The organism is Saccharopolyspora flava (assembly GCF_900116135.1).
Lineage (GTDB): Bacteria > Actinomycetota > Actinomycetes > Mycobacteriales > Pseudonocardiaceae > Saccharopolyspora > Saccharopolyspora flava.
This window is the reverse complement of the sequence record NZ_FOZX01000001.1, coordinates 1,367,886-1,394,134: the sequence shown is the minus strand read 5'-3', so window position 1 is coordinate 1,394,134 and position 26,249 is coordinate 1,367,886. Positions and strand designations below refer to the sequence as shown.

Genomic DNA, 26,249 nt, shown 5'->3' with positions numbered 1-26,249 from the left:
GAGAAGCGCGTTCGCTTTTCCGGCGGTGACCGTTTTGCCACTTATCGACTTAATTTCAGAGAGGATTTTTCCAAAGTGAGTGGTGTGATGCGGCTGCCGTGGCGCGTGTTGTTGGGGGCGTTGGCGGCCGTCCTGCTGATCGCGAGCTGTTCTGCGCAACCGCAGGAGCAGTCCCAGCCCGCTCCGCCTGTCGCCGCGGTCCACTTCGAGCCGGGCACGGGTGCGGCTGAGGTCAGTCCGACCGCTCCGATCAAGGCGGCCGTGGACAAGGGCCGCTTCGAGTCCGTCCAGCTGACCAACGCCGACGGCAAGGCCGTGGCCGGTCAGCTGGCCGCCGACGGCAAGAGCTGGCAGGCGACCGAGGCGCTCGGCTACGGCAAGGAGTACACCTGGTCCGGCCAGGTCGTCGGGGCCGACGGCAAGAAGGCGCCGGTGCAGGGCTCCTTCCGCACGGTGCAGCCGAAGAAGACGATCCGGGCCACGGTCAACCCGACCGACGACGCCCAGGTCGGCATCGCGATGCCGATCAGCGTCAAGTTCGACGAGCCGGTCAAGGACAAGGCGGCGGCGGAGCGCGCGCTGAGCGTGCAGGCCTCCAACCCCGTCGAGGGCTCGTGGGCGTGGCTGTCGGACAAGCAGGTCGACTACCGGCCCAAGGAGTACTGGCCCGCCAACACGCACGTCACCGTCAAGGCGAACCTCTACGGCGTGCCCTACGGCAACGGCGCCTACGGACTGGCCGACCTGACCAGCGAGTTCAACATCGGCCGCGCGCAGATCGTCAAGGCCGCGGTGGGCACCCACCAGATGGTGGTGATCCGCGACGGCCAGCAGGTCGCCAGCTACCCGGCCAGCTACGGCGAGGAGTACGACCCGGGGCGCAACACCCCGAACGGCACGTACATCGTGATGGAGAAGAACCCCGTCGAGATCATGGACAACCCGCGCTACGGGTACCACGACGTGCGCAAGACCTTCGCGGCCCGCTTCTCCAACCACGGCGAGTTCATCCACGAGAACCAGGAGAACGCCGCCGCGCTGGGCAAGGTGAACAACTCGCACGGCTGCATCAACCTCAGCGCCGCCGACGCCAAGGCCTACTACGACAGCGCCCTGCTGGGCGACCCGGTCGAGGTCACGGGCTCGGCGAGCTCGATGGAACCGCGCTACGACGTCTACGACTGGATCCTCACCTGGGACCAGTGGAAGTCCAAGTCCGCTCTGTGAGATCCGTCGTGGGGGTGGGGAAGTTTTCATGAAAACTTCCCCACCCCCACGACGTCGCGGCGGGAGCTCGACGAAGGTCTGTGATGGAAGCCACCGAGGGGCGGCGGAGCGGGGGTCGTTCCGCCGCTCGGGGGTAGCGTCGTGGGTTGGCTCCGAGGTTTCAGCGCGTCGACGGGAATGTTTCGGCGGCGTGCGGTGTCGGGGTTGATCGGGTCCGAACAACTCGGGCCCACCGGCTTGCGATGGGCAGCAGATGACTTCCAGGACCTTACGGATGCGGCCGCGCCGCGCCGCCGTCTTCTCGTTGCACACCTCCCCGCTGGAGCAGCCCGGCACCGGTGACGCGGGCGGGATGAACGTCTACATCGCCCAGACCTCCCGGCGGCTCGCCGAGCTCGGCACCGAGGTGGAGATCTTCACCCGCGCCACCTCCTCCGACATCCCGCCGATCGCGGAGCTGGCACCGGGGGTGCTGGTCCGCAACGTGGTGGCCGGCCCGTTCGAGGGCCTGGACAAGAACGATCTCCCCTCGCAGCTGTGCGCGTTCGCCGCCGGCGCGCTGCGGGTGGAGGCCCGGCACGATCCGGGGCACTACGACCTGGTGCACTCGCACTACTGGCTGTCCGGCCAGGTGGGCTGGCTGGCGCGGGAGCGCTGGGGCGTGCCGCTGGTGCACACCGCGCACACGCTGGCCAAGGTCAAGAACGCCAACCTCGCCGAGGGCGACTCGCCGGAACCGCGGGTGCGGGTGCTGGGCGAGGAGCAGATCGTCGACCAGGCCGACATGCTGGTGGCCAACACCGAGTTCGAGGCCACCGATCTCATCGACCGCTACGACGCCGACCCGGACGCGGTGGCCACCATCCCGCCGGGGGTGGACCTGGAGGTCTTCTCCCCGGGCGACGGGGTGGCCGCGCGGGAGGAGCTGGGCGTGCCGGCCGACGCGCTGGTGCTGGCGTTCGTCGGCCGGATCCAGCCGTTGAAGGCCCCGGACGTGCTGCTGCGCGCGGCCGCCGAGCTGCTGCGACGTCGTCCGGAGCTGCGCGAGCGCCTGGTGGTGCTGGTGGTCGGCGGGCCGTCGGGCAGCGGCCTGGAGCGGCCCCGCGCCCTGCAGCAGCTGGCGGTGGACCTGGGCGTGGACGACGTGGTGCGGTTCCTGCCGCCGCGCGGCGGGGCGGATCTCGCGCGGCTGTACCGCGCCGCGGACGTGGTGGGGGTGCCCAGCCACAACGAGTCGTTCGGGCTGGTCGCGCTGGAGGCGCAGGCCTGCGGCACGCCGGTGGTGGCGGCCGCGGTCGGCGGCCTGCCGGTCGCGGTGGCCGATGACGTGTCGGGCGTGCTGGTGGACGGGCATCGCACCGGGCAGTGGGCGGACGCGCTGGGCTCGGTGCTGCTGAACCCGGAGCTGCGGCACCGGCTGGCGGCCCGCGCGCGGGAGCACGCGAGCACGTTCTCGTGGGCGCGCACGACGGAGTCCCTGCTGGAGACCTACGCGCAGGCGAAACTGGCGTTCAACCGGAGCCTGCGGATCGAGGAGGTGACGGCGTGACCCCGGAACAGGTGATCACGTCCACGCTGGAGGCCAACGAGCTCGCCTACCAGGACAAGGGCGAGGGGCGTTTCTTCGTGACGCTGCCGGGCACGAAGAAGCTGCAGACGAACTGCTGGCTGATCGTCGCCGAGCACGCGCTGCTCATCGAGGCCTTCGTCTGCAGGCAGCCGGACGAGAACCACGAGAACGTCTACCGCTACCTGCTGCGCCGCAACGCCAAGCTCTACGGCGTCCACTACACGATCGACAAGACCGGCGACCTCTACCTGGTGGGCCGCATCAGCCACCAGGCCATCACCCCGGACGAGCTCGACAGGATCCTCGGCCAGGTCCTGGAAGCAGCCGACGGCGACTTCAACACCCTCCTCGAACTCGGCTTCGCCACAGCCATCAGAAGGGAATGGGCCTGGCGGGAGTCCAGGGGAGAGTCCCTCGCCAACCTCCAGCCGTTCAAGCAACTGGTGGACCAAGAGGACTAGAACGCCAAGAAACCCACGTCAGGCAAGCGCCGAAGGCGCTTTCTCACTACCCCACCTAAGGCACTGGCACCGCCGCGGGTTCTGAGCGCCTTCGTGGCGAGTACGCCGTGACGCCGCGTATTCGAATACTCAAGGAGCGGCGCACGGAGTCCACGAAGGCGCTCAGGTTCCGCTACTGGCACCGCCAAGCAAGGTGATGACCCCCAAGAAGAGACCGGGAGGGGCGGCTCGGGAGAGAGGGGGAGTCACGAGCTCGAGCCGCCCCACCGCGGTGGTCCCGCCTGACGGGTTTGGAGGGCGGGGGGCACCCTGAACCCGGCGGGGCGCGGTTCGTTGGGGGAGCTGAACCGCGCTCGCGCTCTCGCGAGATCGGGGAGTGCGTGGGAGCCGATCAAGGAGAGCGTTGTCAACTTCGCAGAGTTATGTAGCTGCCACAAGGCCGCCGCATTACTCCATTCGTGTGATGTTCGACAAAGAAACTAGAGCACGCGGCGTGGAAGGCGCCACATCTTCCACGGAAAGTGACGGCCGACACTGACGTGTCACAGCCGGGCGGTGATCACGTAACTCTCGGGTGAAGCTCACAACCCCGCTGCCCTGCGGAGGGGGACGGATAGCCTGGGTCCATGACTTCGACTTTGGTGCTGCTGCGGCACGGTGAGAGCACGTGGAACGCCGAGAACCTGTTCACCGGCTGGGTGGACGTCCCGCTGTCGGACAAGGGCCAGGCCGAGGCCAAGCGCGGCGGTGAGCTCCTGCGCGAGGCGGGCGTGCTGCCGGACGTGCTGCACACCTCGCTGCTGCGGCGCGCGATCTCCACGGCGAACATCGCCCTCGACGGCGCCGACCGCCACTGGATCCCGGTGAAGCGCGACTGGCGGCTCAACGAGCGGCACTACGGCGCGCTGCAGGGCAAGAACAAGAAGCAGACGCTGGAGGCCTACGGCGAGGAGCAGTTCATGCTCTGGCGCCGCTCCTACGACACCCCGCCGCCGGAGATCGAGCTCGGCAGCGAGTTCAGCCAGGACACCGACCCGCGCTACGCCGACCTGGGCGCGGAGATGCCGCGCACCGAGTGCCTCAAGGACGTCGTGGCCCGGCTGCTGCCGTACTGGGAGTCGGCGATCGTGCCGGACCTGAAGGCCGGGAAGACGGTGCTGGTGGCCGCGCACGGCAACTCGCTGCGCGCGCTGGTCAAGCACCTGGACGGGATCTCCGACGAGGAGATCGCCGGGCTGAACATCCCCACCGGCATCCCGCTGCGCTACGACCTCGACGAGAACTTCAAGCCCACCAACCCGGGCGGCACCTACCTCGACCCGGAGGCCGCCGCCTCGGCCGCCGCGGCCGTGGCGAACCAGGGCCGCTGACCGCCGCACCGGCTTCACCCGGAGGGCACCTCGGAACGTTCCCGAGGTGCCCTCCGCTCGTCGCTCACGTGGGTGACGGGTGGCGAGAAGTCGCCGAGTCGGGGAACGGAGCGCTACCGAGGTCCGGGTGGTAGCTGAACCGGCTCCGATCAGGGGGTGAACCACAGGTGAAGAAGCGCCCGATTCGTGTCACGGGCGTCACGGAACGCCCTCGTGGACTGGCCTTTCCCCACCCGCGCTTGCTTACGATGCAGACGTGACCGCATTGGGCTGGACCGCCCTGATCATCGCCGCGCTCCTGCTGGGCGCGGTCGGCGGATTCTTGGTTGCCAGAGGCTCGCGACCGTACCGCTCGTCCAAGCCCCAGGGCCCCACCGTCGCCGAACTCCTGCAGCGCCTGGTGCACACCAGCACCAACGGCGTCGTCGTGCTCAACCGCTTCGGCGACGTGGTGCTGCACAACCCGCGCGCCGCCGAGCTGGGCGTCATCCAGGACTACCGCGCCGACGCCCGCGCCCAGAAGGCCGCCGAGCAGGCCGTGCGGACCGGTGAGCCGGTGACCGTCGACCTGTGCCCGCTGGACGGGCGCGTCTCCCTGGCCGGCCGCGGCCCGGCCGCCGTGCTCGGCGACGTCCGGCCGCTCGGGGACGGCTTCGCCGTCGTCGACGCCGCCGACCAGTCCGACTCGGTGCGCCTGGAGGCCACCCGGCGCGACTTCGTGGCCAACGTCAGCCACGAGCTCAAGACCCCGGTGGGCGCGCTGGCGCTGCTGGCCGAGGCGCTGCTGGACAGCGCCGACGACGCCGAAGAGGTCAAGCGCTTCTCCACCAAGATCCTGCACGAGTCCACCCGCCTGGGAACGCTGGTCTCGGAGCTGATCGCGCTGTCCCGGCTGCAGGGCGCCGAGCGGCTGCCCGAGCTGACCACCGTCTCGGTCGACGAGGTGGTCGAGGAGGCGCTGGGCCGGTCCCGGCTGGCCGCCGAGTCCGCCGGGATCGAGATCGCGGTCGACGGCCCGTCCGGGTACCTGCTGGAGGGCGACCGGGCGCTGCTGGTCACGGCCCTGACGAACCTGGTCACCAACGCGGTCAACTACTCCCCCCACGGCAGCCCGGTGTCGATCTCCCGCCGGTTGTCGGAGGACTTCGTCGAGATCGCGGTCACCGACCGCGGCATCGGCATCGAGCCCGAGCACCACGAGCGGGTGTTCGAGCGGTTCTTCCGGGTGGACCCCGCGCGCTCGCGGGCCACCGGCGGCACCGGCTTGGGGCTGGCCATCGTCAAGCACGTCGCCGCGAACCACGGCGGCGAGGTGAAGCTGTGGAGCAGGCCGGGAACGGGCTCCACCTTCACCATCCGCGTTCCCCGGCACAGCGCCGGTGAGAGCGACGACGAGAGCGCGGGCGAACCGACCACCGAACCCGATCGGGCGGCACCTGCCGCGCGGTCCACCACCGAAAGCGCGGACGGCGTGACAACCGTCGAAACGGGAGGAGTCCGGTGACCAGAGTGCTGATCGTGGAGGACGAGGAGTCCTTCGCCGACCCGCTTGCCTTCATGCTCCGCAAGGAGGGCTTCACGGCCGCCGTCGCGGCCAACGGCACCGATGCCCTCGACGAGTTCGACCGCAACGGTGCGGACATCGTGCTGCTCGACCTGATGCTGCCCGGGATGAGCGGCACCGACGTGTGCAAGCAGCTGCGGCAGCGCTCCGCGGTCCCGGTGATCATGGTGACCGCGCGCGACAGCGAGATCGACAAGGTCGTGGGCCTGGAGCTGGGCGCCGACGACTACGTCACCAAGCCCTACTCGGCGCGCGAGCTCATCGCCCGGGTGCGGGCGGTGCTGCGCCGCCGCGGCGAGGCCGAGGAGTTGCAGCCGCAGGTGCTGGCGGCCGGACCGGTGCGGATGGACGTCGAGCGGCACGTGGTCACCGTCGAGGGCGAGGACGTGAACCTGCCGCTCAAGGAGTTCGACCTGCTGGAGTACCTGCTGCGCAACGTCGGCCGGGTGCTCACCCGAGCGCAGCTCATCGACCGGGTCTGGGGCGCGGACTACGTCGGCGACACCAAGACCCTCGACGTGCACGTCAAGCGGCTCCGCTCGAAGGTCGAGCCGGATCCGGCGGACCCGCGCTTCCTGATCACCGTGCGTGGTCTTGGCTACAAGTTCGAGGCCTGAACCGGCCGGGTGCGATCGGTCTCACCCGCGTCGGGCCGCCGACCTGGTGGCAGGCCCCGATGACCTGGTGGCGGGCGCGGCGGGAGTGTTCCGGGACGCAGTTTCCCGCCCACCTGCCGCCCGGGGACGTGTGCGGCCGGTAATTTGTCGGTCATGCGCCTAGGGGTCCTCGACGTCGGATCCAACACCGTCCACCTGCTCGTGGTGGACGCGCACCGCGGTGCGCATCCGACCCCGATGACATCGGAGAAGACCGTCCTGCGGCTCGCCGAGCGGATCGGCGCGCACGACGGCCGGCTCGCCGACGACGACGCGGACGCGTTGATCCGGACGATCGCCGACGCTCAGGAAGCGGCGGTGGCGGCCGGCTGCGAAGAGCTGATGGCCTTCGCGACCTCGGCGATCCGCGACGCCGACAACGCCGTGGAGGTCCTGGGCCGGCTTCGCGACGAGACCGGCGTGGAGCTGGAGGTGCTGCCGGGCGAGGACGAGGCCCGCTACACCTTCCTCGCCGCCCGCCGCTGGTACGGCTGGTCGGCGGGCAACCTGCTGCTGCTCGACATCGGCGGCGGCTCGCTGGAGATGGCGCTGGGCATCGACGAGCAGCCCGACCTCGCGGTCTCGCTGCCGCTGGGCGCGGGCCGGATGAGCCGCACCATGCTGCACGACCCGCCGAAGCAGGACGAGGTCAAGAAGGTCCGCGAGTGGCTCGAGGGCCAGCTGGCGCCGACCGCGAAGAAGTTCCGCAAGCTCGCCCGCCCGGACCGCGTGGTGGCCACGTCCAAGACGTTCCGCTCGCTGGCCCGGCTGACCGGCGCCGCGCCGTCCTCGGCGGGTCAGCGGGTGCCGCGCAAGCTCACCGACACGGGGTTGCGGCAGCTGCTGTCGTTCATCACCCGCATGTCCTCGAACGACCTGGCTTCACTCGACGGTGTGAGTTCGGCCCGGTCGCACCAGCTGGTCGGCGGCGCGCTGGTCGCCGAAGCCGCGATGAAAGCCCTGGGAGTCACCGAACTCGACATCTGCCCGTGGGCGCTGCGCGAGGGAGTCATCCTTCGGCGGCTGGACCACACCAACGGAGATAGTCACACTGCGTTCAAGAGCGGCGTTCCGGTGCGTGCGGGGGGCACGGGCGGGCTCGTGCCGGCGCAGGAGAGTGCGTCCGGCCCGACACGGAATGAAACCGAGGCACCGGTGGACGGAACTGGACTGCAACCGCGGCACGGGGCACGGTGGGAGCGATGAGTCGGGACAGCGGGGCGGACCAGCCCACCCAACGCACCGTGGCAGAGCTGCTGGCCGAGTACGGCGGCAGCTCCGACAAGAGTTCCCGGCGCCGCCGCAGGAAGGCCGAGGACCCGACCGAGACCGCGCCTCAGGAGATCATCAACCGGGTCCTGTCGGACAGCGGCAAGATGCGCCCGGTCAACCCGGACGAGGAACCCCCGGCCGGCCGCAGGCACGGCGGGCAGCCGCCGCAGACGCCGCCGGCCCAGCCCGCGCAAGCTCAGCCCGCTCAGCCGCAGCCCTCTCAGCCGCCTCAGCCCCAGGCCGCTCAGCCCCCGCAGCCGACACAGGCGCCGCAGACCCCGCCGCCCGCGGCGCAGCAGCCTCCGCAGGCGCCTCCGGCCGCGCCGCAGCAGGCGCCCGAGACCCCGGCGGACCCGCCGCCCGGCAGCGCCGGTTATTGGGCGCAGCGCTTCAGCAGCGCGGGCAACGCGGTCGCCTCCGGGCCACCGGCGCCCTCGGCGCCGAGCAACGACGCCGAGGCGACGATCCGCCAGCCCGCGCTGCCGACGCCGCCCCCGGGCGCGGGCCCGGCCGCCGGACCCGCGGGACCGCCGGTCCCGCCCGCCGGGCCGCCGCAGCTGCCGGAGTCCTTCACCGAGCAGATCCCGCGCATCGACGGTGGCGTCGGGGCCTACCCGGCGCAGGCCGAGCCGGAGCCCGACCCGTTCGACTTCGACGACCAGAGCCTCGCCGAGGGCGGCTACGACCAGCAGCCGTACGACCAGCAGGCCTACGACGAGCCGTACGACCAGGCCTACGACGAGGACTACGACCGCTCGGCGCCCGCAGGGCTCGACGACGACTACGACCCGGACGAGGGCGATCGGCCGCCGTCGGCGGGCAAGGAGTGGGGCACGCTCGCGCTGCAGGGCGTCCTCGGCCTGGTCGGCGGCGGTGCCGTGTGGGTCGGCTTCCGCTGGTTGTGGATCAACGCGACGATCGCCGCGTTCGGCGCCGCACTGGTGTTCACCGGCCTTTTGGTGCTCGTTGCGTGGAAGTTCTTCCGCACCAACGATCTGCAGACCATCCTGCTCTCGGTGCTGGTGGGCCTGTTCTGCACGGTGTCGCCCGCAGCGCTGCTGTTGATCAACCAGTGAGAGGTCGCGGTGTTGGCTCGGACAGGTGATGTGAACGTCCGAAGGTCAGACCGCTGCGCAATCGCTCCGCGACCGTCGGTCATGCTTGGTTCGAGATGACTGGACAACCAACCCGACCCGAGCAGCAGGACACCCCCGACCGCATACCGGTGGGGCTGTCCAGCGCCTCGGTGTGGCCGCAGCCGGCGCGCGCGGCCTTCGAGATGTCGGCGGACCTCGGTTTCGACGGGGTCGAGGTGATGGTCTGGGCCGACGCGGTCAGCCAGGACGTCAAGGCGCTGAGCCGCCTGTCCGAGCAGCACGGGGTCCCGGTCCTGGCCGTGCACGCGCCCTGCCTGCTGATCACCCAGCGCGTGTGGTCGCCGGAACCCGAGGAGCGGCTCCGCCGGGCCGTGGTGGTGGCCTCCGAGCTGGGCGCCTCGACGGTCGTGGTGCACCCGCCGTTCCGCTGGCAGCGCCGCTACGCCGAGGCGTTCCCGGAACTGGTGGAGGAGCTGGAGGAGACCAGCGGCATCCGGATCGCGGTGGAGAACATGTTCCCGCTGCGGCCGCCGAACTCGCTGAACCGGCTGCGCACCGCCCGCTCGGCCACCAAGGGCGCCGGGTCCAAGGGCAACGGCGGGCTCTCGGCGTTCAAGCCCTCGCCCGACCCGACCGACGTGGGCTTCCGGAACTACACGCTGGACCTCTCGCACGCGGCGGCCGCGCACGTCGACGCCGTCGAGCTGCTCAAGCGGATGAGCAGCGGGCTCGCGCACGTGCACCTGGCCGACGGCACCGGGGCCGCGCACGACGAGCACCTGCTGCCGGGCCAGGGGAACCAGCCGTGCGCGGAGGTGTGCGAGGCGCTGGCGGCCGACGGCTACGAGGGCTCGGTGGTGCTGGAGGTCAACACCCGCAAGGCCAAGAATCCCCAGCAACGAGCCGATCTCCTCGCCGAAGCCCTGCTCTTCGCCCGTCTGCACCTGGAGCCGCTGGGCTCTTAGGGCCGCTAACCGACGCCTGATGATCAACTTCGTCGGGGGTCATTAGAATCTTCGATCATGAACTCGTTGCGCGCAGTGGGCTTTCGACCGGTGGACCCCACGTGACCGAGGTCCAGGACTCGTTCTCCGCGGCCACCTCGGTGCGTTCGCTCGGCGACGGCAGTTACGTCGCGAACCTCCACCCCGACTGGGCGGTCGGGGACAACCCGCACGGCGGTTACCTGCTGGCGCTGATCACCAGAGCCGTCTGCGACGGCACCGGCCTGGAACCGCTGTCGATCAGCGCGCAGCACCTGCGTCCGCCGCGCGTCGGTCCGGTGATGATCCGGCTGCAGGCCCTCAAGACCGGCAAGACCGTCACCGTCGTGCGCGCGGTGCTGGAGCAGCGCGGCCAGGTGTGCGTGGACGCCACGGTCACCGCCGGGCGGATGCCCGCGGCCGAACCCGAGTGGTCGGACCTGCCGTCGATGCCGGTGAACCCGCCGCCGGACGCCATCGACCTGAGCCAGTCGACGCGGTTCTTCGACCTCGCCGAGGTCTGCGACATGCGGCTCGACCCGCACACCGCGGAGTTCCTCACCGGCGGCACCGGCGAGCCGCGCTACCGGATGTGGGTCAAGCCGCGCGACGGCCACCCGGACCTGCTGTTCGGCCTGGTCGCGGGCGACCTCACGGTCCCGGTGACGCTGAACCTGGGCCGCTTCGGCTGGGCGCCCACGGTGCAGCTGACCGCCTACCTGCGCGCGCACCCCGCCAACGGCTGGCTGCGCATGCTGGTCGACTGCCGCGCCGTCCACGGCCAGTGGTTCGACGAGGACGTCCAGGTCATCGACTCGGTCGGCCGCCTCATCTGCCAAGCCCGCCAACTCGCCCTCTCCCCCTCCTGACCCGCACCAACGCACCCACGGGTCAAATACCGCAGGTTTTGTCGGTCAAATACCGCAGTTTTCGACCGGTCAAAACCTGCGGTATTCGACCTGTGGAGGGCCGGGGGCTTGACGTGGGTGGGGTCAGGTGAGGTGGATGACGTCGAGGGCGCCTTCGGCGTGGTGCTGGCGGAGGCGCTTCTTGTCGAACTTGCCGACGCTGGTCTTGGGGGCCTCGGTGATGAAGGTCCAGTACTCCGGGAGCTGCCAGCCGGCGACCGAGCCGGTGAGGAACTCGCGGAGCTCGGCAGCGTCGGCGGACTGACCCTCCCGCAGCACGACCGCCACCAGCGGGCGCTCCGACCACTTCTCGTCCGGCACGCCGATGACCATCGCCTCGGCCACTGCCGGATGCGCCATGACCTGGTTCTCCAGCTCCACCGACGAGATCCACTCACCGCCGGACTTGATCACGTCCTTGGCCCGGTCGGTCAGGTGCAGGAAGCCCTCCGGCGTCAGGTACCCGACGTCGCCGGTGCGCAGCCAGCCGTCGTGGAACTTCTCCGGATCGTCGTCGCCGCAGTAGGCCTTGGCCACCCACGGGCCGCGCACCTCCAGCTCACCGACGCTCCGCCCGTCCCACGGCAGGATCCCGCCGTCGTCGCCGACCAGCCGTCCCTCCACCGAGGCGGGCAACCGGCCCTGGCTCTCCCGGTAGGGCCACACGTCCTCGCCGGTGGCCGACGCGGGCGGCCGGGCGAGGCTGCCCAGCGGGGACGTCTCGGTCATGCCCCAGGCGTGCACGACGGTGATGCCGTAGCGCTCCTGGAAGGTCCGCATCATCGCGGGCGGGCAGGCCGATCCGCCGATCACGACCTCGTGCATCGAGGAGATGTCGCGGGGGTTCGCGTCGAGCTCGGCGAGCACGCCCTGCCAGATCGTGGGCACCGCGGCCGCCATCGTCGGCCGTTCGGCGGCCATCATCGTCACCAGCGGTTCGGGTTGCAGGAATCGGTCCGGCATGAGCATCGAGGCGCCGATCATGAACGCCGCGTAGGGCAGTCCCCACGACATCGCGTGGAACATCGGCACCACGGCCAGGCCCCGGTCGCCCTGCCGCAGCCCCATGCCGTCGGTCATGCAGACCTGCATCGAGTGCAGGTAGATCGACCGGTGCGAGTAGACGACGCCCTTGGGGTTCGCGGTCGTCCCGGACGTGTAGCACATGGCGGCCGCGGAGCGTTCGTCCAGCTCGGGCCAGTCGAACTCGTCGGGCTGCCCGGCGAGCAGGTCGGCGTAGCCGTGCACCTCGACCCCGGAGGGGGCGTCCAGCGCCGCCGGGTCGCCGCCGACCACGACGACGTGGCGGACGGTCTTCATCTCCGGCAGCAACTTGCCGAACAGCGGCAGCAGCGTGTGGTCGACCAGCACCACGTGGTCCTCGGCGTGGTTGGCGACGTAGCTGACCTGCTCCGGGAACAGCCGGATGTTGAGGGTGTGCAGCACCGCGCCCATCGACGGCACCGCGAGGTAGGCGGTCAGGTGTTCGGCGTTGTTCCACATGAACGTGCCGACGCGCTGATCACCGGTGACGCCGAGACCGCGCAGCGCGTGCGCCAGCCGGGCGGCGTCCCGGCCGACCTCGGCGTAAGTGCTGCGCCGCGCTCCGTCCCCGGTCCAGGTGACGACTTCGGCGGAGGCGCCGTGGGGGCCGGAGCCCTGCCGCAGGAGCCGGGCGATCGAGAGGGGACCGTCGTTCATCGTGCTCAACATGGTCGAAGCTCCTTCGCGTGGGGAGATCGCTCGGCGATCGCGAAATGAAAGACCTTCGGTTTGTGGTGCAAGACACACTATCTCGCGGGCGGGGTCAACGGGAGGGCTCGACACGCAGCGTGGTCTGGCACCCTGAGGCCCATGACGACCATCGCCGTGCTCGGAGCCGGAAAGATCGGAGAAGCCCTGCTCTCGGGCCTGATCAAGGCCGGCCGGGCCCCGTCCGACCTGCTGTTCACCGAGCGCTTCCCGAGCCGGGCCGAGGAGCTCACCAAGACCTACGGCATCTCGCACGTGGACGTGCCCACGGCGGTGCAGCGCGCGGACGTCATCGTGGTCGCGGTCAAGCCGCAGGACATCGAGCCGCTGCTGGACGAGGTGGCGCCGAAGATCCCGGCGGGCAAGCTGGTCGTCTCGCTGTGCGCGGGCCTGCCGACGAAGCTGTTCGAGCGCCGGTTGCCGGAGGGAACGGCGGTCGTGCGGGTCATGCCCAACACGCCGATGCTGGTCGGCGAGGCGATGGCCGCCATCTCCGGCGGCGCGCACGCCGAGGACCACCACCTGGACCTGGTCGAGGAGCTGCTGGGCAGCGTCGGCAAGGTGGCCCGGGTCCCGGAGACCCAGCAGGACGCGGTCACCGCACTGTCCGGATCCGGCCCGGCGTACTTCTTCTACCTGGTCGAGGCCATGATCGACGCCGGGATCCTGCTGGGCATCCCGCGCGCCACGGCCGCCGACCTCATCGTCCAGTCCGCGGTCGGCGCGGCCACCATGCTCCGCGAGGGCGACGGCCACCCGGTGATGCTCCGCGAGGCGGTCACCTCCCCGGCGGGCACCACGATCGCCGGCATCCGCGAGCTGGAGAAGCACGGCGTCCGGGCGGCCCTCATCGACGCCATCGAAGCCGCCCGGGACCGCTCGGTCGAACTCGGCAAGGCCCACGAGGACTGAGCCCCACCGAGTCGCGCAGCGCGAACCTCCCACCAGGACGCCCCGCCCCACCACGGAGCGGAGGTGGGTCGCTGTGGGTGGGTGCGTCACCAGTGGACAGTTTTAGCCAGAATCACCCATGATCAATGTCCGTTTTGTCGGGACAATTATGGCTAAAACTGTCCACTGGTGACCTTCGCGCGGCACGGGTGGTTCCGAAGTCAACTCAACAATCTCGCTGTGTCCCGTTAGTCTCGGTGGAGCACGTGCGTGAGGTTTCCGGCGGACGGGGAAGCCGCCGGGGGCGACACGTGCGAAGGGCACGGTGAAGCATGTCTGCGAACTCCGAACCCAGCCAGCAGGCGCCGCCCAACATGGGCCAGGTGCGGTTCCTCACCGTCGCCGAGGTGGCCAAGCTGATGCGGGTGTCCAAGATGACCGTCTACCGGCTCGTGCACGCCGGTGAGCTGCCCGCGGCGCGGGTGGGCCGCTCGTTCCGGGTCGCGAAGAAGGACGTCCACGCCTACCTCGAGCACGCGTACTACGACGCGGGGTGAGCCGTCCGCGACGATCACCCCCAGGCCCGCCCGGGGGTGATCGGATCGCGCTTGCCGGACCACGGCGGCAGGCCCGAGACCAGGGCAGGTAAAGTTTTGGGTTGGTCGTGCCTGATGCGCTCCTGGCAGCTGCTCCGGCACGGAAGACGTTCGAACCGCCGTCAAGAGTGAAGGAGTCCGCATGGGCTCGGTCATCAAGAAGCGCCGCAAGCGTATGTCCAAGAAGAAGCACCGCAAGCTGCTTCGCAAGACGCGCGTCCAGCGTCGCAAGTTGGGCAAGTGATCTGAGAGCCGCCGTCGACCCCCGGAGTCGACGGCGGTTTTTCTTGCGCGACCCCGCTCGGTAACCCGGTCCGGGCCGGGGGCGCCTGTAGCATCGATCTCTGGCGGCACTCCTTCGACTGCGCGGGGTGACACATGGGGCCGAACGTCGTGCTGGTGACGGGTGTGAGCCGCTTCCTGGGCGGACACCTGGCGGCGCGGCTGGCGGCCAACCCGGCGATCGACCGGGTGCTGGGGGTCGACACCGTCCAGCCCGGCCGCGACCTGATGCGGCGGATGGGGCGCACCGAGTTCGTGCGCGCCGACATCCGGAACCCGCTGATCAGCAAGGTCATCAACAACGCCGGGGTGGACACCGTGGTGCACGCGGCGATCAACACGCACACGGGTCCGGGCGGGCGCGCGACGCTCAAGGAGATGAACGTCATCGGCAGCATGCAGCTGCTCGCCGCCTGCCAGCAGTCGCCGCGGGTCCGCAAGGTCGTGGTGCGCTCCACCTGCGCCGTCTACGGCTCCAGCTCGCGGGATCCCGCCGTGTTCACCGAGGACCTCGAGCCCAAGGACCTGCCGACGTCCGGCTACGCCAAGGACGCGGTGGAGATCGAGGGCTACGTGCGCGGTTTCGGCCGCCGCCGGCCCGACGTGGACATCACCACGCTGCGGTTCTCCAACCTGATCGGCCCGCGCATCGACGCGATGCTGGCCCGCTACTTCATGCTCCCGGTGGTGCCGACGGTCCTCGGCTTTGACGCGCGGTTCCAGCTGCTGCACTCCGAGGACGCGCTGGCGGTGCTGGAGCGCGCGACGCTCGGCGACGCCACCGGCGCCTACAACGTCGCCGGTGACGGGGTGCTGATGCTGTCGCAGGCGATCCGGCGCGCGGGCCGGGTGGCGCTGCCGCTGCCGAGCATGTCCGTCCCGGCCGTGACACAGCTGTTCCGCAGCGCCCGGCTGGTCGACTTCTCCCCGGAGCAGCTGCGGTTCCTCAACTTCGGCCGGGTGGTGGACACCACACGGCTCCGTGAGACCTTCGGGTACACCCCGCGCTGGACCACCCAGCAGGCGTTCGACGACTTCGTGCGCGGACGCGGACTCCGCCCGGTGGTGGAGCCGGAGAACATCATGGCGCTGGAACGGCGCGCCGGGGACCTGCTTTCCAGACTGCGGTGAGAGACGGAGGCGCGATGGCCGATGCGCAGGTGATCCCGTTGCGACCGGAGGACGGCGACCGGATTCCCCCGGCTCCCGAGGAACCCGGGTGGGAGGAGTCCGTCATCGACGTGCTCGCCTTCGCCCGGCGCCGGCTGCTCGGCGACTACCGGGTCGACGAGTTCGGCTTCGACGAGGAGCTCACCGACGAGGTGCTGCTGCGCCTCATCCGCCCGTTCTACGAGAAGTGGTTCCGGGTGGAGGCCATCGGCGCGCACAACGTGCCCGACACGGGGGCGCTGCTGGTCGCCAACCACTCCGGCACGCTGCCGTGGGACGCGCTGATGACGACCATCGCGGTGCACGACCACCACCCGGCCGAGCGGCACCTGCGGATGCTGGGCGCGGACCTGGTGTTCCGGATGCCGATGCTGGGGCCGCTGGCCCGCAAGGCCGGGCACACGCTGGCCTGCAACCCCGACGCCGAGCGGCTGCTGACCGGCGGCGAGCTGGTGGGCGTCTGGCCGGAGGGCTTCAAGGGCATCGGCAAGCCGTTCAAGGACCGCTACAAGCTGCAGCGGTTCGGCCGCGGCGGGTTCGTCTCGGCCGCGCTGCGCACCGGCGCGCCGATCATCCCGTGCGCGATCGTCGGCGCCGAGGAGATCTACCCGAAGCTGGCCGACCTCAAGCCGATCGCGCGCCTGCTGGGGTTGCCGTACTTCCCGGTGACGCCGCTGTTCCCGCACTTCGGCCCGCTGGGCGCGGTCCCGCTGCCGTCGAAGTGGTACATCGAGTTCGGCGAGCCGATCGAGACCAGCGGTTACCCGGAGGGCGCGGCGGACGACCCGATGCTGGTGTTCAGCCTCTCCGACCAGGTCCGCGAGATCATCCAGCAGACCCTCTACCGGCTGCTCTCCCAGCGCACGAACGTCTTCCTGGGCTGAGATCCACCCGGTCTGATGATCCCGAGCGGTCGGCCGTGCAGGGGTGGCCACTTGATGTTCAGGATGTAGCCGACCGGCGCGACGGACGGGGATGCCGCCGCGCCGGTCGTCTCCTCCTCGGTGATCAGGAGCGATCGCGGATGATCAGGAGCGGTCGCGGCGGCGGTAGGCCATGCCCGCGGCGACCGCGCCGGCGGCGGCGCCCGCGCCGAGCACGGAGTTGAGGCCGATGCGGACGGCCTTGCGGCCGGTGCGGAAGTCGCGGATCTCCCACTCGCGGGCGCGGGCGATCTCGCGGAGCCGCTGGTCGGGGTTCACCGCGACGGCCGTGCCCACCACCGACAGCATCGGGATGTCGTTGGCCGAGTCCGAGTAGGCGGTGCAGCGGCGCAGGTCGAGGCCTTCGCTGGCGGCGATCGCGCGCACCGCGTGGGCCTTGGCGCGACCGTGCAGCATCTCGCCGACCAGGCGGCCGGTGTAGATGCCGTCCTCGCTCTCCGACACCGTGCCTAGCGCGCCGGTCAGGCCCAGCCGCCGCGCGATGATCGAGGCCAGCTCGACGGGGGTCGCGGTCACCAGCCACACCCGCTGACCGGCGTCGAGGTGCATCTGCGCGAGCGCGCGGGTGCCCGCCCAGATCCGGTCGGCCATCAGCTCGTCGTAGATCTCCTCGCTGAGGTTGACCAGCTCCTCGACGCTGCGCCCGGCCACGAACGACAGCGCCTGCTCCCGGCTGGCCTGGATGTCCTGCGGGTTCTCCCGCCCGCCGATGCGGAACTTGAGCTGCTGCCAGGCGAATCCGGCCAGGTCACCGGCGTTGAAGAACTTGCGGGCGGCCAGGCCTCGGGCGAAGTGGAACAGCGAGGCGCCCATCATCATCGTGTTGTCGACGTCGAAGAACGCCGCCGCGGTCAGGTCGGGCGGCGTGGTGAGGGTGCCGTCCTGGACCGGGGCGGCGGCGACCGCCGCCTTCGCCGAGGCGCGGCCCGCGACCTTCGCGCTGTCGATCTGCTCTGTGCTGGACGTGCGCATGCCGTTGTGGTCCGCGTCATCGGCCGAGCCCTGCCGTGTCGGCACCGCCGCGCCTCCCGGGTTCCTCCGGAGTGGTGATGTGCGAAGTCCGTGGTCGGAACCGACCCGCTCCGAGGATGCCGTCCGGGTCGGCGTCCTCCTAGCTTAAGACCTCGTCCGCGCCACGATTGCGCACCTACGCCGGGATCGGCAAGAACTAGCGGAGATCGTCGGGCAGGAGTTGCGCCAGTCGGCGGACCGCGCGGTGCTGGAGGGCCTTGACCGCGCCTTCGTTGCGCTGCATGGCCACCGCGGTCTCGGTCACCGACAGGTCCTGGAGGAACCGCAGCCGGATGCATTCCCGCTGGTCGGGGTTGAGCTTGCGGATGCACTGCAGCAGTTCGCTGTTGGTGGCGTCGAGCAGCACCTGGTGCTCGGGGCCGACGTGCGAGCCCTTGGCCGGCACGTGGTCGGTGACCTCCGAGGTGGGGATCTCCAGGCGGTTCCGGCTGGACTTGATGTGGTCGAGGATCAGGTTCTTGGCGATGGTGATGAACCAGGCGGCCACGTCGCGGCCCTGGTAGCTGATCGAGGCGATGCGGCGCAGCGCCCGCAGGAACGTCTCGCTGGTGATGTCCTCGGCCAGGCAGTGATCGCTGACCCGGAACAGCACGTACCGGTAGACGGTCTGGGAGTACTCGTCGTAGAGCCTGCCGAAGGCGTCGTTGTCGCCCTGCTGGGCGGCGCTGACGTACGCCCAGTTGTCGGGGACGCAGCTGTCCAGCACGCGGGAGTCGGCGATCTCCGACCAGGCGTCGGGCGCGCTCGGTGAACTCACGGGCCGTGTCCGCACGTGGTGAGTACGGCCTGCGGTGTCGGGGGCGGGGGGTGCGAGCGTCTCGGGGCTGCTCATCTCCGGCGACCTCCTGCCTTCGTTGGCTTCACCGGCTCCGGTGGTACGGGGACGCACCGCGCCGGCAACCATGTCGTCGTGCCCGTGACGGACACCTGATCCGGGGACCGATCAGGGACGACGGGTTGCGCCGGTACCGCTCGATCGGGCCTTCACTCGACTGGCCGACCCCCACCGAAGTGGGCGTTGGAGCAGCAGCATACGTGTTGTTACTCAGAAGTAGGTAGTTCATTGCGGTGACGGTCCGGTCGCGTTGCGTGTTGTCTGGGCGGGATGAGCCCGATCACCCCGGGTGATTTTGGCCACGTGAGCTGGTCGATCGCCTCGGTGAGCCCGGTCTCCGGCCGGTCGCGCGCTGAGTACGTTGGAGGCGCGGAATTTTTTCCAGCGACCCGCCGAGGAGGCGACGTGCACGAGGTCACCGTGATCTCCCGCGAGGGCTGCCACTCCTGCGTCGACGCGATCGCCGACGTGCGGCGGATCTGCGATGAGCTGGGCGTCCCGTGGTCGGTCAGCGACGTCGACGCCGACGTCGAGCTGCGCGCCGAGTACGGCGACCGGGTCCCGGTGATCTTGATCGATGGAGCCGAGCACGGCTTCTGGAAAGTCGAGGAAGAACGCCTCCGCCGCGCGCTGGCGAACTAGCCCCCGATTCGGCACCGCGACCCGCGTCACGTGCCCTGTACCACCCGTTTTGGCACTTCAGGGGGGTATCCGGAATGATGGCGGGGAAGGTTTGCGCCTCCGGTGCTGCGGTCCCTGCCGACTTTGTGCATGCATTCACAAATGGCTACGGTGTAGGGGTCGTGCCGCCGGAACTCCCCGCCGGAATCTCCGGCGCGGATCAGCGGATCAGGTGGTTCGGTCTCACCGCTTCCCCGGTGTTCGTCCCACCTCGATGCCGCCCGAGGGGCAGACCACCAGCAGGCGAGGGAGATCCAGCGTGACGGCCCAAGGAGCGGACGTGCCAGAAGGAGACGGGCAGACCTCTGCCCGGACCGCTGCGTCCCCGCGGACCCCGGACGCCGACGCGACCGACGCCGGTGGCAACGGGAACCGGAACGAGGGCGGGACCAACGGGTCCCAGGCCAACGGCGCCCAGGCGAACGGGTCGGCGATCGAGGTCCCGGCCGCCCGCGAGCGCGCCCGCTCCATCCCGGAAGCGGCCGTCGCCCGGCTCGCGGTCTACCTGCGCGCCCTGTCCTCGCTCGCCGAGCAGGACATCACCACGGTCTCCAGCGAGGAGCTGGCCACCGCGGCGGGCGTGAACTCCGCCAAGCTGCGCAAGGACCTCTCCTACATCGGTTCCTACGGCACCCGCGGCGTCGGCTACGAGGTCGAGGTGCTGATCGGTCAGATCGAGCGGACGCTCGGCCTGACCCGCAAGCACAGCGTCGCCGTGGTCGGTATCGGCAACCTCGGTCACGCGCTGGCCAACTACGGCGGGTTCCCCGGCCGCGGTTTCCCGGTGTCGGCGCTGTTCGACCTCGACGAGGACCTGGTGGGCGTGCCGGTCGGCGGCATCCCCGTCAGCCACATCGACGACATCGTCGACGTGTGCTCCCAGCGCGAGGTCACCATCGGCGTGATCGCCACCCCCACCCAGGGCGCGCAGGAGGTCTGCGACCGCCTGGTGGCGGGCGGTGTCACGTGCATCCTGAACTTTGCCCCGATCGTGCTGCAGGTTCCCGAGCACGTCGAGGTGCGCAAGGTCGACTTGGCGGTGGAGATGCAGATCCTGTCGTTCCACGTGGCCCGGCGGCAGCAGGAAGCGGTCGCCTCGGGTGAGTCCGGTCAGGTCGACGGGGCCGGTCCGCCGGGCGGCGGTGCGGGACTCCCGGGCGAGATCGATTCGGCGAACAGGATGGTGGAACGGCTGTGAACCTGCTCACCGTCGGGATTTCCCACCACAGCGCCCCGGTCCGGGTCCTGGAGCGGGTCGCCATCAGTGGCGGGGACATCAACAAGATCCTCGACGAGCTCGTGCTGCGCGAGCACATCGCCGAGGCGTTCGTGATCTCCACCTGCAACCGGGTCGAGATCTACGCGCTGGCCGAGACCTTCCACGGCGGCCTGGACGACGTGACCGCCGTGCTGTCGCGGCACTCCGGCGCCGAGGTCGCCGAGCTGGCCGACCACCTCTACGTCTACTACGCCGGCGCCGCCGTCGAGCACCTGTTCTCGGTGTCGTCCGGGCTGGACTCGATGGTCGTCGGCGAGGCCCAGATCCTCGGCCAGCTGCGCCAGGCCTACGGCACCGCCGACGAGCGCGGCACCGTCGGCAAGACCCTCCACGAGCTGGCCCAGCAGGCGCTGCGCGTCGGCAAGCGGGTGCACAGCGAGACCGGCATCGACAACGAGGGCGCCTCGGTGGTCTCCGAGGCGCTGGCCGACGCCGAGGTCGCGCTCGACGGGCTCGCGGGCAAGAACGCGCTGCTGGTCGGCGCGGGCTCGATGGGCGGGCTGACCGCCGCGCAGCTCAAGCGCGCCGGCATCGGCCGCATCGTCATCGCCAACCGCACCGCCGCCAACGGCGAGCGGCTGGCCGAGTCGCTGCGCGCCGACGGCGTGGACGCCGGCACCGCGGACCTGTCCGGGCTGGCCGAGGCGATCGCCGCCGCCGACCTGGTCGTGGCCTGCACCGGCGCGGTCGGCGCGGTGGTGACCGAGGAGGTCGTGTCGGCGGCGCTGACCGTCCGCGACGACCGCCCGCTGCTGTGCTGCGACCTCGGTCTGCCGCGCGACATCGCCGCCGAGGTCGGCGACCTGCCCGGCGTCACCGTCGTCGACCTGGCGAGCCTGCAGCAGCGGCTGTCGGCCAAGCAGGGCGGCAACGAGTCCGACCGGGCCGCCGAGATCGTCGCCGAGGAGGTGCGCGGCTACCTCGCCGCGCAGCGCTCGGCCGAGGTGACCCCCACGGTCACCGCGCTGCGCAAGCGCGCCGCCGAGGTCGTCGACAGCGAGCTGCTGCGACTGGACTCCCGGCTGCCCGACATCGACGCCTCGACCCGCGAGGAGCTCAGCCGCACCGTCCGCCGCGTGGTGGACAAGCTGCTGCACTCGCCGACGGTGCGCGTCAAGCAGCTCGCGTCGCAGCCGGGCGGTTCCGGCTACGCCGACGCCCTCCGCGAACTCTTCGAGCTCGACCCGCAGACCGCTGCGGTGATCGGCACCCCGCAGGCCGAGGAGAACCTCCCCGGCGGTGTCACGGTCGCCCAGGCGCTGCTGCGCGGACGAGCGGAACAGGACGGTGAGGACCGTTGAACAAGACCCTCCGCATCGGCACCCGGGGCAGTGCGCTGGCGATGGCGCAGAGCACGTGGGTCGCCGAGCAGCTGGAGGCGGCCGGTTACCCGACCCAGCTGGTGACCGTCTCGACCCCGGGTGACAAGTCGATGGCCCCGATCGCCGAGATCGGCGTCGGCGTGTTCACCTCGGCGCTGCGCGAAGCGCTCGCCGCCGACGAGGTCGACGTCGCGATCCACTCCTACAAAGACCTGCCGACCGAACCGGACCCCCGGTTGTCGCTGGCCGCCGTCCCGGTCCGGGAGGACCCGAGGGACGCGCTGGTGGCGCGGGACGGTCTGACGCTCGGCGAACTGCCCCCGGGGTCCGTTGTGGGCACCGGTTCGCCGCGCCGCGCCAGTCAGCTCCGGGCCGCAGGCCTGGGCCTGGAGGTGCGCGGCATCCGCGGCAATGTGGACACCCGAATGCGCAAGGTGACCGACGGCGAGCTGGACGCCGTCGTCCTCGCCCGCGCCGGGCTGGCCCGGGTGGGCCGGCTTTCGGTGATCACGGAAACGCTCGATCCACTGCAGATGCTGCCCGCGCCCGCTCAGGGCGCGCTCGCAGTGGAATGCCGCGTCGATGACGTGGACACCGAGCACTTGCTGCAGTCCGTTTTGGACGATCAGGCCAGCCGCGCCGCGGTTGCCGCCGAACGCGCTGTGCTGGCCCGGCTCGAAGCCGGTTGCCACGCGCCGGTCGGTGCGCTGGCCGAGGTGGTGGAGGACCTCGACGACGACGGGCGCGTGGCGCTGCGCCTGTCCGTGCGTGGAGTGGTGGCGACAGACGACGACGTTCTGATCCGCGCCTCCGCCACTGGTGAGACGACCGCCGCAGAGCAGCTCGGCCTGGAACTGGCCGATGAGCTGCTCGAAGCCCGGGCCGCACTGCTCAGCGGCCCCGGCAGTAGTTGATGGGGAGTGCCCTGATGACCCGAGCACGTAAGACCCCCGGACGGATTGCTTTCGTGGGTTCCGGTCCCGGTGACGCGGGACTGCTCACCGTTCGGGGCCGGGATGTGATCGCCCGCGCTTCGCTGCTGGTGACCGACCCGGACGTACCCGCCGACATCGTCGCGCTGGCCGCCGAGGGGGCGGAGGTCCGCCCCGCCGTCGGCGACCCGGCCGACGTCGCCAAGGACCTGGCCAACGAGGCCGACACCGGTCGCAACGTGGTCCGTCTGGTCGCCGGCGACCCGCTGACCGCCGACGCGGTGGTCCGCGAGACGCAGGAGGTCGCCAAGACCGAGGCGCCGTTCGACGTGATCCCCGGTGTCGCCGGCGGCAGCGCGGTTCCGGCCTACGCCGGCATCGCGCTGGGCGCGGTGCACACCGAGGTCGACGTCCGCGGTGACGCCGACTGGCCCGCGCTGGCCGGGGTTCCCGGCGCGCTGGTGCTGCACACCACCGGCAGCCACCTCGCCGAGGCGGCGTCGCGACTGGTCGAGCACGGCCGTCCGGCGACGACCCCGGTCGCGGTGACCGCGTCCGGCACCACGGTGCAGCAGCGCACGATCGACACCACGCTGGCCTCGCTGGCCGCCGACGCCGGTGAGCTGCAGGGCCACCTGGTGGTGACGATCGGCGACGTCGTCTCGGAGCGGAACAAGCTGTCCTGGTGGGAGTCCCGCGCCCTGTACGGCTGGAAGATCCTGGTGCCGCGCACCAAGGAGCAGGCCGGCGTGATGAGCGAGCGGCTGTGGTCGCACGGCGCCGTCTCGCACGAGGTGCCGACGATCTCCGTGGAGCCGCCGCGCAGCCCCGCGCAGATGGAGCGCGCGGTCAAGGGCCTGGTCGACGGCCGGTACCAGTGGGTCGTGTTCACCTCGGCGAACGCGGTCCGCGCGGTGTGGGAGAAGTTCGCCGAGTTCGGTCTGGACGCCCGCGCGTTCTCCGGTGTGAAGATCGCCTGCGTCGGCGAGGCCACCGCGGAGAAGGTGCGCGCCTTCGGCATCATCCCGGAGCTGCTGCCCTCGGGTGACCAGTCGAGCGAGGGCCTGCTGCAGGAGTTCCCGCCGCACGACGACATCCTGGACCCGGTGGACCGGGTGCTGCTGCCGCGCGCCGACATCGCCACCGAGACGCTGTCGGCGGGTCTGCAGGAGCGCGGCTGGGAGGTCGACGACGTGACGGCCTACCGGACCGTCCGCGCCGCGCCGCCGCCGGCCGAGACCCGCGAGATGATCAAGACCGGTGGTTTCGACGCGGTCTGCTTCACCTCGTCCTCGACGGTGCGCAACCTGGTCGGCATCGCGGGCAAGCCGCACGCCCGCACGCTGGTGGCCTGCATCGGCCCGAACACGGCCGAGACGGCCAAGGAGTTCGGCCTGCGCGTCGACGTCCAGCCCGAGGCCCCCCGGATCGAGGAGCTGGTCGACGCCCTCGCGGCCCACGCCGCCCGCCTCCGCGCCGAGGGCGCTCTGCCGCCCCCGCGCAAGGCCAAGCGAGCCCGCCGCAGCTGAAGCACCACCCGAAGGGCGCCTTCCCACCCGGGAAGGCGCCCTTCGGCGTCTCCGGCCCCAGCTCCGACCCTCGCTCCCGGTCCTCGGGTCAAAAACCGCAGGATTCGACCGGTCAAATACCGCAGTTTTCGTCGGGTCAAATACCGCAGTTTTCGACCCGACGAATACCGCAGGTTTTGTCGCGGGGTTCGCGGTGGGGCGGGGTGGTGCTGAGCAGTGGGTCACGTGGGGTTGAGGCCTGCGGAGGGGGGATGGGTGGGATCGCTACGCTCGTGGGGTCACCCCGCCGAGTCTGCTTGGGGAGCCGCAGTTATGTACCCGACGAGCCGTCCCCGTCGCCTCCGCCGCAATCCGGCGTTGCGTCGTCTGGTGTCCGAGACCTCCGTGGAGCCGCGGCACCTGGTGCTGCCGATGTTCGTCCGCGAGGGCGCCACCGAGCCGTCGCCGATCTCCTCGATGCCGGGGGTCGTCCAGCACACCCGCGATTCGCTGAAGAAGGCCGCGGTCGAGGCGGTCAGCGCGGGTGTCGGCGGCCTGATGCTCTTCGGCGTGCCGGAGAAGCACGACGCGGTCGGATCGGGGGCGGTCGACCCGGACGGGATCCTCAACGTCGCGCTGCGCGACCTGCGCTCCGAGGTCGGCGACAGCACCGTGCTGATGGCGGACCTGTGCCTGGACGAGTTCACCGATCACGGCCACTGCGGCGTGCTGGACGAGGACGGCAACGTCGACAACGACCGCACGCTGCAGATCTACGGCGAGATGGGCGTGGTGCAGGCGCAGTCCGGCGCCCACGTGGTCGCGCCCAGCGGCATGATGGACGGCCAGGTCGGCGTGATCCGCGATTCGCTGGACGCCACCGGCTACGACGACGTGTCGATCATGGCCTACTCCGCGAAGTACGCCTCGGCGTTCTTCGGGCCGTTCCGCGAGGCCGTCGACTCGCAGCTGCAGGGCGACCGCAAGACCTACCAGCAGGACCCGGCCAACGGCCGCGAAGCCCTGCGCGAGGCCGATCTGGACCTGGCCGAGGGCGCCGACATGGTGATGGTCAAGCCCGCGCTGTCCTACTTGGACGTGCTGCGCGACATCGCCGGCGTCGCCGACGTCCCGGTCGCGGCCTACCAGGTGTCCGGCGAGTACGCGATGGTCGAGGCCGCCGTGGCCAACGGGTGGCTGGACCGGCAGCGCACCGTCCTGGAGTCGCTGACGTCGATCCGCCGCGCGGGCGCCGACGTCGTGCTCACCTACTGGGCGACCGAAGCGGCCCAGTGGTTGCAGGACGCGCGGGCATGACCGGGGTGGAGCAGCAGGTGGACGCCTTCGGCCGACCCGTCAAGCCGCCGGAACCGCCGCAGCCGCCCAGGGCGCTGCAGATCGCGCGGTGGCTGTGGGTGGCGTCGGTGCTGGTCGGCGCGGTGCAGGCGTTCGTCGAGCTGCTCGACCGGGAACGGCTGATCGGCGAGCTGCGGCAGCTCCAGCCGGAGATGACCCAGACCGACCTGGACGCCGCCGCCAACAGCGGCATCATGTTCACCTTCATGTTCAAGGCGTTGACGCTGATGGTGTACGTGCTGCTGAGCAGGAGGATGCTGGAGGCCCGCAACTGGGCCCGGGTGACGCTGACGGTGTTCGGCGCGTTCGGCGTGTTCAACGCGGTGGTCACGGTGCTGACGGTGTCGCTGGTCGGTCCCGAGCTGATCGAGCGGCTCACCGGGATGACCGTGAGCGTCACCGACGTGGTGTTCGCGGTGCTGGTGGCGGCCGTGGAGGTTGCCGCGATCGTGTACATGTTCCGGCCGGAGTCCAACCGCTTCATCCGGGAGAACCGGGGTTACCGGCCGCAGCCGCCGCGCACCGTGCTGTGACGGTCCGGTGGACACCCCGCCGGGGCGT

25 protein-coding genes are annotated in these 26,249 nt (G+C 70.8%); 22 read left to right on the top strand and 3 right to left on the bottom strand.

Annotated features, from left to right (window positions below; genetic code table 11):
* Positions 1–87: 87 nt before the first annotated feature.
* The 10 genes from BM424_RS06405 (at position 88) to BM424_RS06360 (ending at position 11,069) form a co-directional block, all read left to right on the top strand.
* The gene (locus BM424_RS06405) at positions 88–1,227 is read left to right on the top strand and encodes a L,D-transpeptidase (protein WP_093414372.1); all 1,140 of its coding nucleotides are present in this window, start codon (positions 88–90) and stop codon (positions 1,225–1,227) included.
* Positions 1,228–1,480: 253 nt separating this feature from the next.
* Positions 1,481–2,776 carry a D-inositol-3-phosphate glycosyltransferase gene (gene mshA / locus BM424_RS06400; protein WP_093414370.1) on the top strand — a complete coding sequence of 432 codons (1,296 nt, stop codon included), beginning with the start codon at positions 1,481–1,483 and terminating at the stop codon, positions 2,774–2,776.
* Entirely contained in the window at positions 2,773–3,258 is a 486-nt protein-coding gene (locus BM424_RS06395; protein WP_093414369.1) for a type III secretion system chaperone family protein, read from the top strand. The genes mshA and BM424_RS06395 overlap by 4 nt, the downstream gene beginning before the upstream one ends.
* A gap of 626 nt (positions 3,259–3,884) precedes the next feature.
* Positions 3,885–4,628 (top strand): phosphoglyceromutase, encoded by a 744-nt coding sequence (locus BM424_RS06390; protein WP_093414367.1) that lies wholly within the window; start codon positions 3,885–3,887, stop codon positions 4,626–4,628.
* A 256-nt stretch (positions 4,629–4,884) separates the two neighbouring features.
* Positions 4,885–6,132, top strand: coding sequence for a sensor histidine kinase (locus BM424_RS06385; protein WP_245775629.1), 1,248 nt, complete (start codon positions 4,885–4,887; stop codon positions 6,130–6,132).
* Entirely contained in the window at positions 6,129–6,809 is a 681-nt protein-coding gene (locus tag BM424_RS06380) for a response regulator transcription factor (protein ID WP_093414364.1), read from the top strand. The genes BM424_RS06385 and BM424_RS06380 overlap by 4 nt, the downstream gene beginning before the upstream one ends.
* A 153-nt stretch (positions 6,810–6,962) precedes the next feature.
* Positions 6,963–8,054: a Ppx/GppA family phosphatase gene (locus BM424_RS06375; protein ID WP_093414729.1), complete on the top strand. Its 1,092-nt coding sequence runs from the start codon at positions 6,963–6,965 to the stop codon at positions 8,052–8,054.
* Positions 8,051–9,196, top strand: coding sequence for a hypothetical protein (locus BM424_RS06370; RefSeq protein ID WP_093414362.1), 1,146 nt, complete (start codon positions 8,051–8,053; stop codon positions 9,194–9,196). The genes BM424_RS06375 and BM424_RS06370 overlap by 4 nt, the downstream gene beginning before the upstream one ends.
* A 95-nt stretch (positions 9,197–9,291) precedes the next feature.
* Complete coding sequence (locus tag BM424_RS06365; protein WP_093414361.1) at positions 9,292–10,182, top strand: sugar phosphate isomerase/epimerase family protein; 891 nt, start codon at positions 9,292–9,294, stop codon at positions 10,180–10,182.
* 101 nt (positions 10,183–10,283) lie between these two features.
* Positions 10,284–11,069, top strand: coding sequence for a thioesterase family protein (locus BM424_RS06360; protein WP_093414359.1), 786 nt, complete (start codon positions 10,284–10,286; stop codon positions 11,067–11,069).
* Positions 11,070–11,192: 123 nt separating this feature from the next.
* Here BM424_RS06360 and BM424_RS06355 read toward each other — a convergent pair whose 3' ends face one another.
* Positions 11,193–12,821: a long-chain fatty acid--CoA ligase gene (locus tag BM424_RS06355; protein ID WP_093414358.1), complete on the bottom strand. Its 1,629-nt coding sequence runs from the start codon at positions 12,819–12,821 to the stop codon at positions 11,193–11,195.
* A gap of 141 nt (positions 12,822–12,962) precedes the next feature.
* Between BM424_RS06355 and proC the strand changes: the two genes are divergently transcribed.
* From proC to BM424_RS06330, 5 genes are all read left to right on the top strand, one after another.
* Positions 12,963–13,772, top strand: coding sequence for a pyrroline-5-carboxylate reductase (gene proC / locus BM424_RS06350; protein WP_093414356.1), 810 nt, complete (start codon positions 12,963–12,965; stop codon positions 13,770–13,772).
* Between the two features lie 311 nt (positions 13,773–14,083).
* The gene (locus tag BM424_RS06345; protein ID WP_093414355.1) at positions 14,084–14,308 is read left to right on the top strand and encodes a helix-turn-helix domain-containing protein; all 225 of its coding nucleotides are present in this window, start codon (positions 14,084–14,086) and stop codon (positions 14,306–14,308) included.
* Positions 14,309–14,489: 181 nt separating this feature from the next.
* Positions 14,490–14,591 (top strand): 30S ribosomal protein bS22, encoded by a 102-nt coding sequence (locus BM424_RS06340; protein WP_010241351.1) that lies wholly within the window; start codon positions 14,490–14,492, stop codon positions 14,589–14,591.
* Between the two features lie 134 nt (positions 14,592–14,725).
* The gene (locus BM424_RS06335) at positions 14,726–15,760 is read left to right on the top strand and encodes an NAD-dependent epimerase/dehydratase family protein (RefSeq protein ID WP_093414354.1); all 1,035 of its coding nucleotides are present in this window, start codon (positions 14,726–14,728) and stop codon (positions 15,758–15,760) included.
* Positions 15,761–15,774: 14 nt separating this feature from the next.
* Complete coding sequence (locus BM424_RS06330; protein WP_093414352.1) at positions 15,775–16,683, top strand: lysophospholipid acyltransferase family protein; 909 nt, start codon at positions 15,775–15,777, stop codon at positions 16,681–16,683.
* A 144-nt stretch (positions 16,684–16,827) separates the two neighbouring features.
* On the opposite strand, the gene BM424_RS06325 is transcribed toward BM424_RS06330, so the two are convergent.
* Together BM424_RS06325 and BM424_RS06320 are read right to left on the bottom strand one after the other, a co-directional pair.
* Entirely contained in the window at positions 16,828–17,715 is an 888-nt protein-coding gene (locus BM424_RS06325; protein WP_093414727.1) for an HAD family hydrolase, read from the bottom strand.
* Between the two features lie 196 nt (positions 17,716–17,911).
* Positions 17,912–18,607, bottom strand: a complete 696-nt coding sequence (locus BM424_RS06320; RefSeq protein ID WP_093414351.1) for a sigma-70 family RNA polymerase sigma factor — start codon at positions 18,605–18,607, stop codon at positions 17,912–17,914.
* Positions 18,608–19,015: 408 nt separating this feature from the next.
* Here BM424_RS06320 and BM424_RS29380 point away from each other — a divergent pair, with 408 nt between their 5' ends.
* From BM424_RS29380 to BM424_RS06285, 7 genes are all read left to right on the top strand, one after another.
* A complete protein-coding gene (locus tag BM424_RS29380) occupies positions 19,016–19,252 on the top strand; it encodes a glutaredoxin family protein (protein WP_245775628.1) in 237 nt (78 codons plus the stop codon).
* Positions 19,253–19,505: 253 nt separating this feature from the next.
* The gene (locus BM424_RS06310) at positions 19,506–20,489 is read left to right on the top strand and encodes a redox-sensing transcriptional repressor Rex (protein WP_093414348.1); all 984 of its coding nucleotides are present in this window, start codon (positions 19,506–19,508) and stop codon (positions 20,487–20,489) included.
* Positions 20,486–21,871, top strand: a complete 1,386-nt coding sequence (locus BM424_RS06305) for a glutamyl-tRNA reductase (RefSeq protein ID WP_093414346.1) — start codon at positions 20,486–20,488, stop codon at positions 21,869–21,871. The genes BM424_RS06310 and BM424_RS06305 overlap by 4 nt, the downstream gene beginning before the upstream one ends.
* Positions 21,868–22,806 carry a hydroxymethylbilane synthase gene (gene hemC, locus BM424_RS06300; protein ID WP_093414345.1) on the top strand — a complete coding sequence of 313 codons (939 nt, stop codon included), beginning with the start codon at positions 21,868–21,870 and terminating at the stop codon, positions 22,804–22,806. The genes BM424_RS06305 and hemC overlap by 4 nt, the downstream gene beginning before the upstream one ends.
* Before the next feature lie 14 nt (positions 22,807–22,820).
* Positions 22,821–24,353, top strand: a complete 1,533-nt coding sequence (locus tag BM424_RS06295) for a bifunctional uroporphyrinogen-III C-methyltransferase/uroporphyrinogen-III synthase (protein ID WP_093414343.1) — start codon at positions 22,821–22,823, stop codon at positions 24,351–24,353.
* Between the two features lie 312 nt (positions 24,354–24,665).
* Positions 24,666–25,649 carry a porphobilinogen synthase gene (gene hemB / locus BM424_RS06290; RefSeq protein WP_093414341.1) on the top strand — a complete coding sequence of 328 codons (984 nt, stop codon included), beginning with the start codon at positions 24,666–24,668 and terminating at the stop codon, positions 25,647–25,649.
* The gene (locus BM424_RS06285) at positions 25,646–26,221 is read left to right on the top strand and encodes a hypothetical protein (protein WP_093414340.1); all 576 of its coding nucleotides are present in this window, start codon (positions 25,646–25,648) and stop codon (positions 26,219–26,221) included. Before hemB ends, BM424_RS06285 begins: the two co-directional genes overlap by 4 nt.
* Positions 26,222–26,249: the final 28 nt, after the last annotated feature.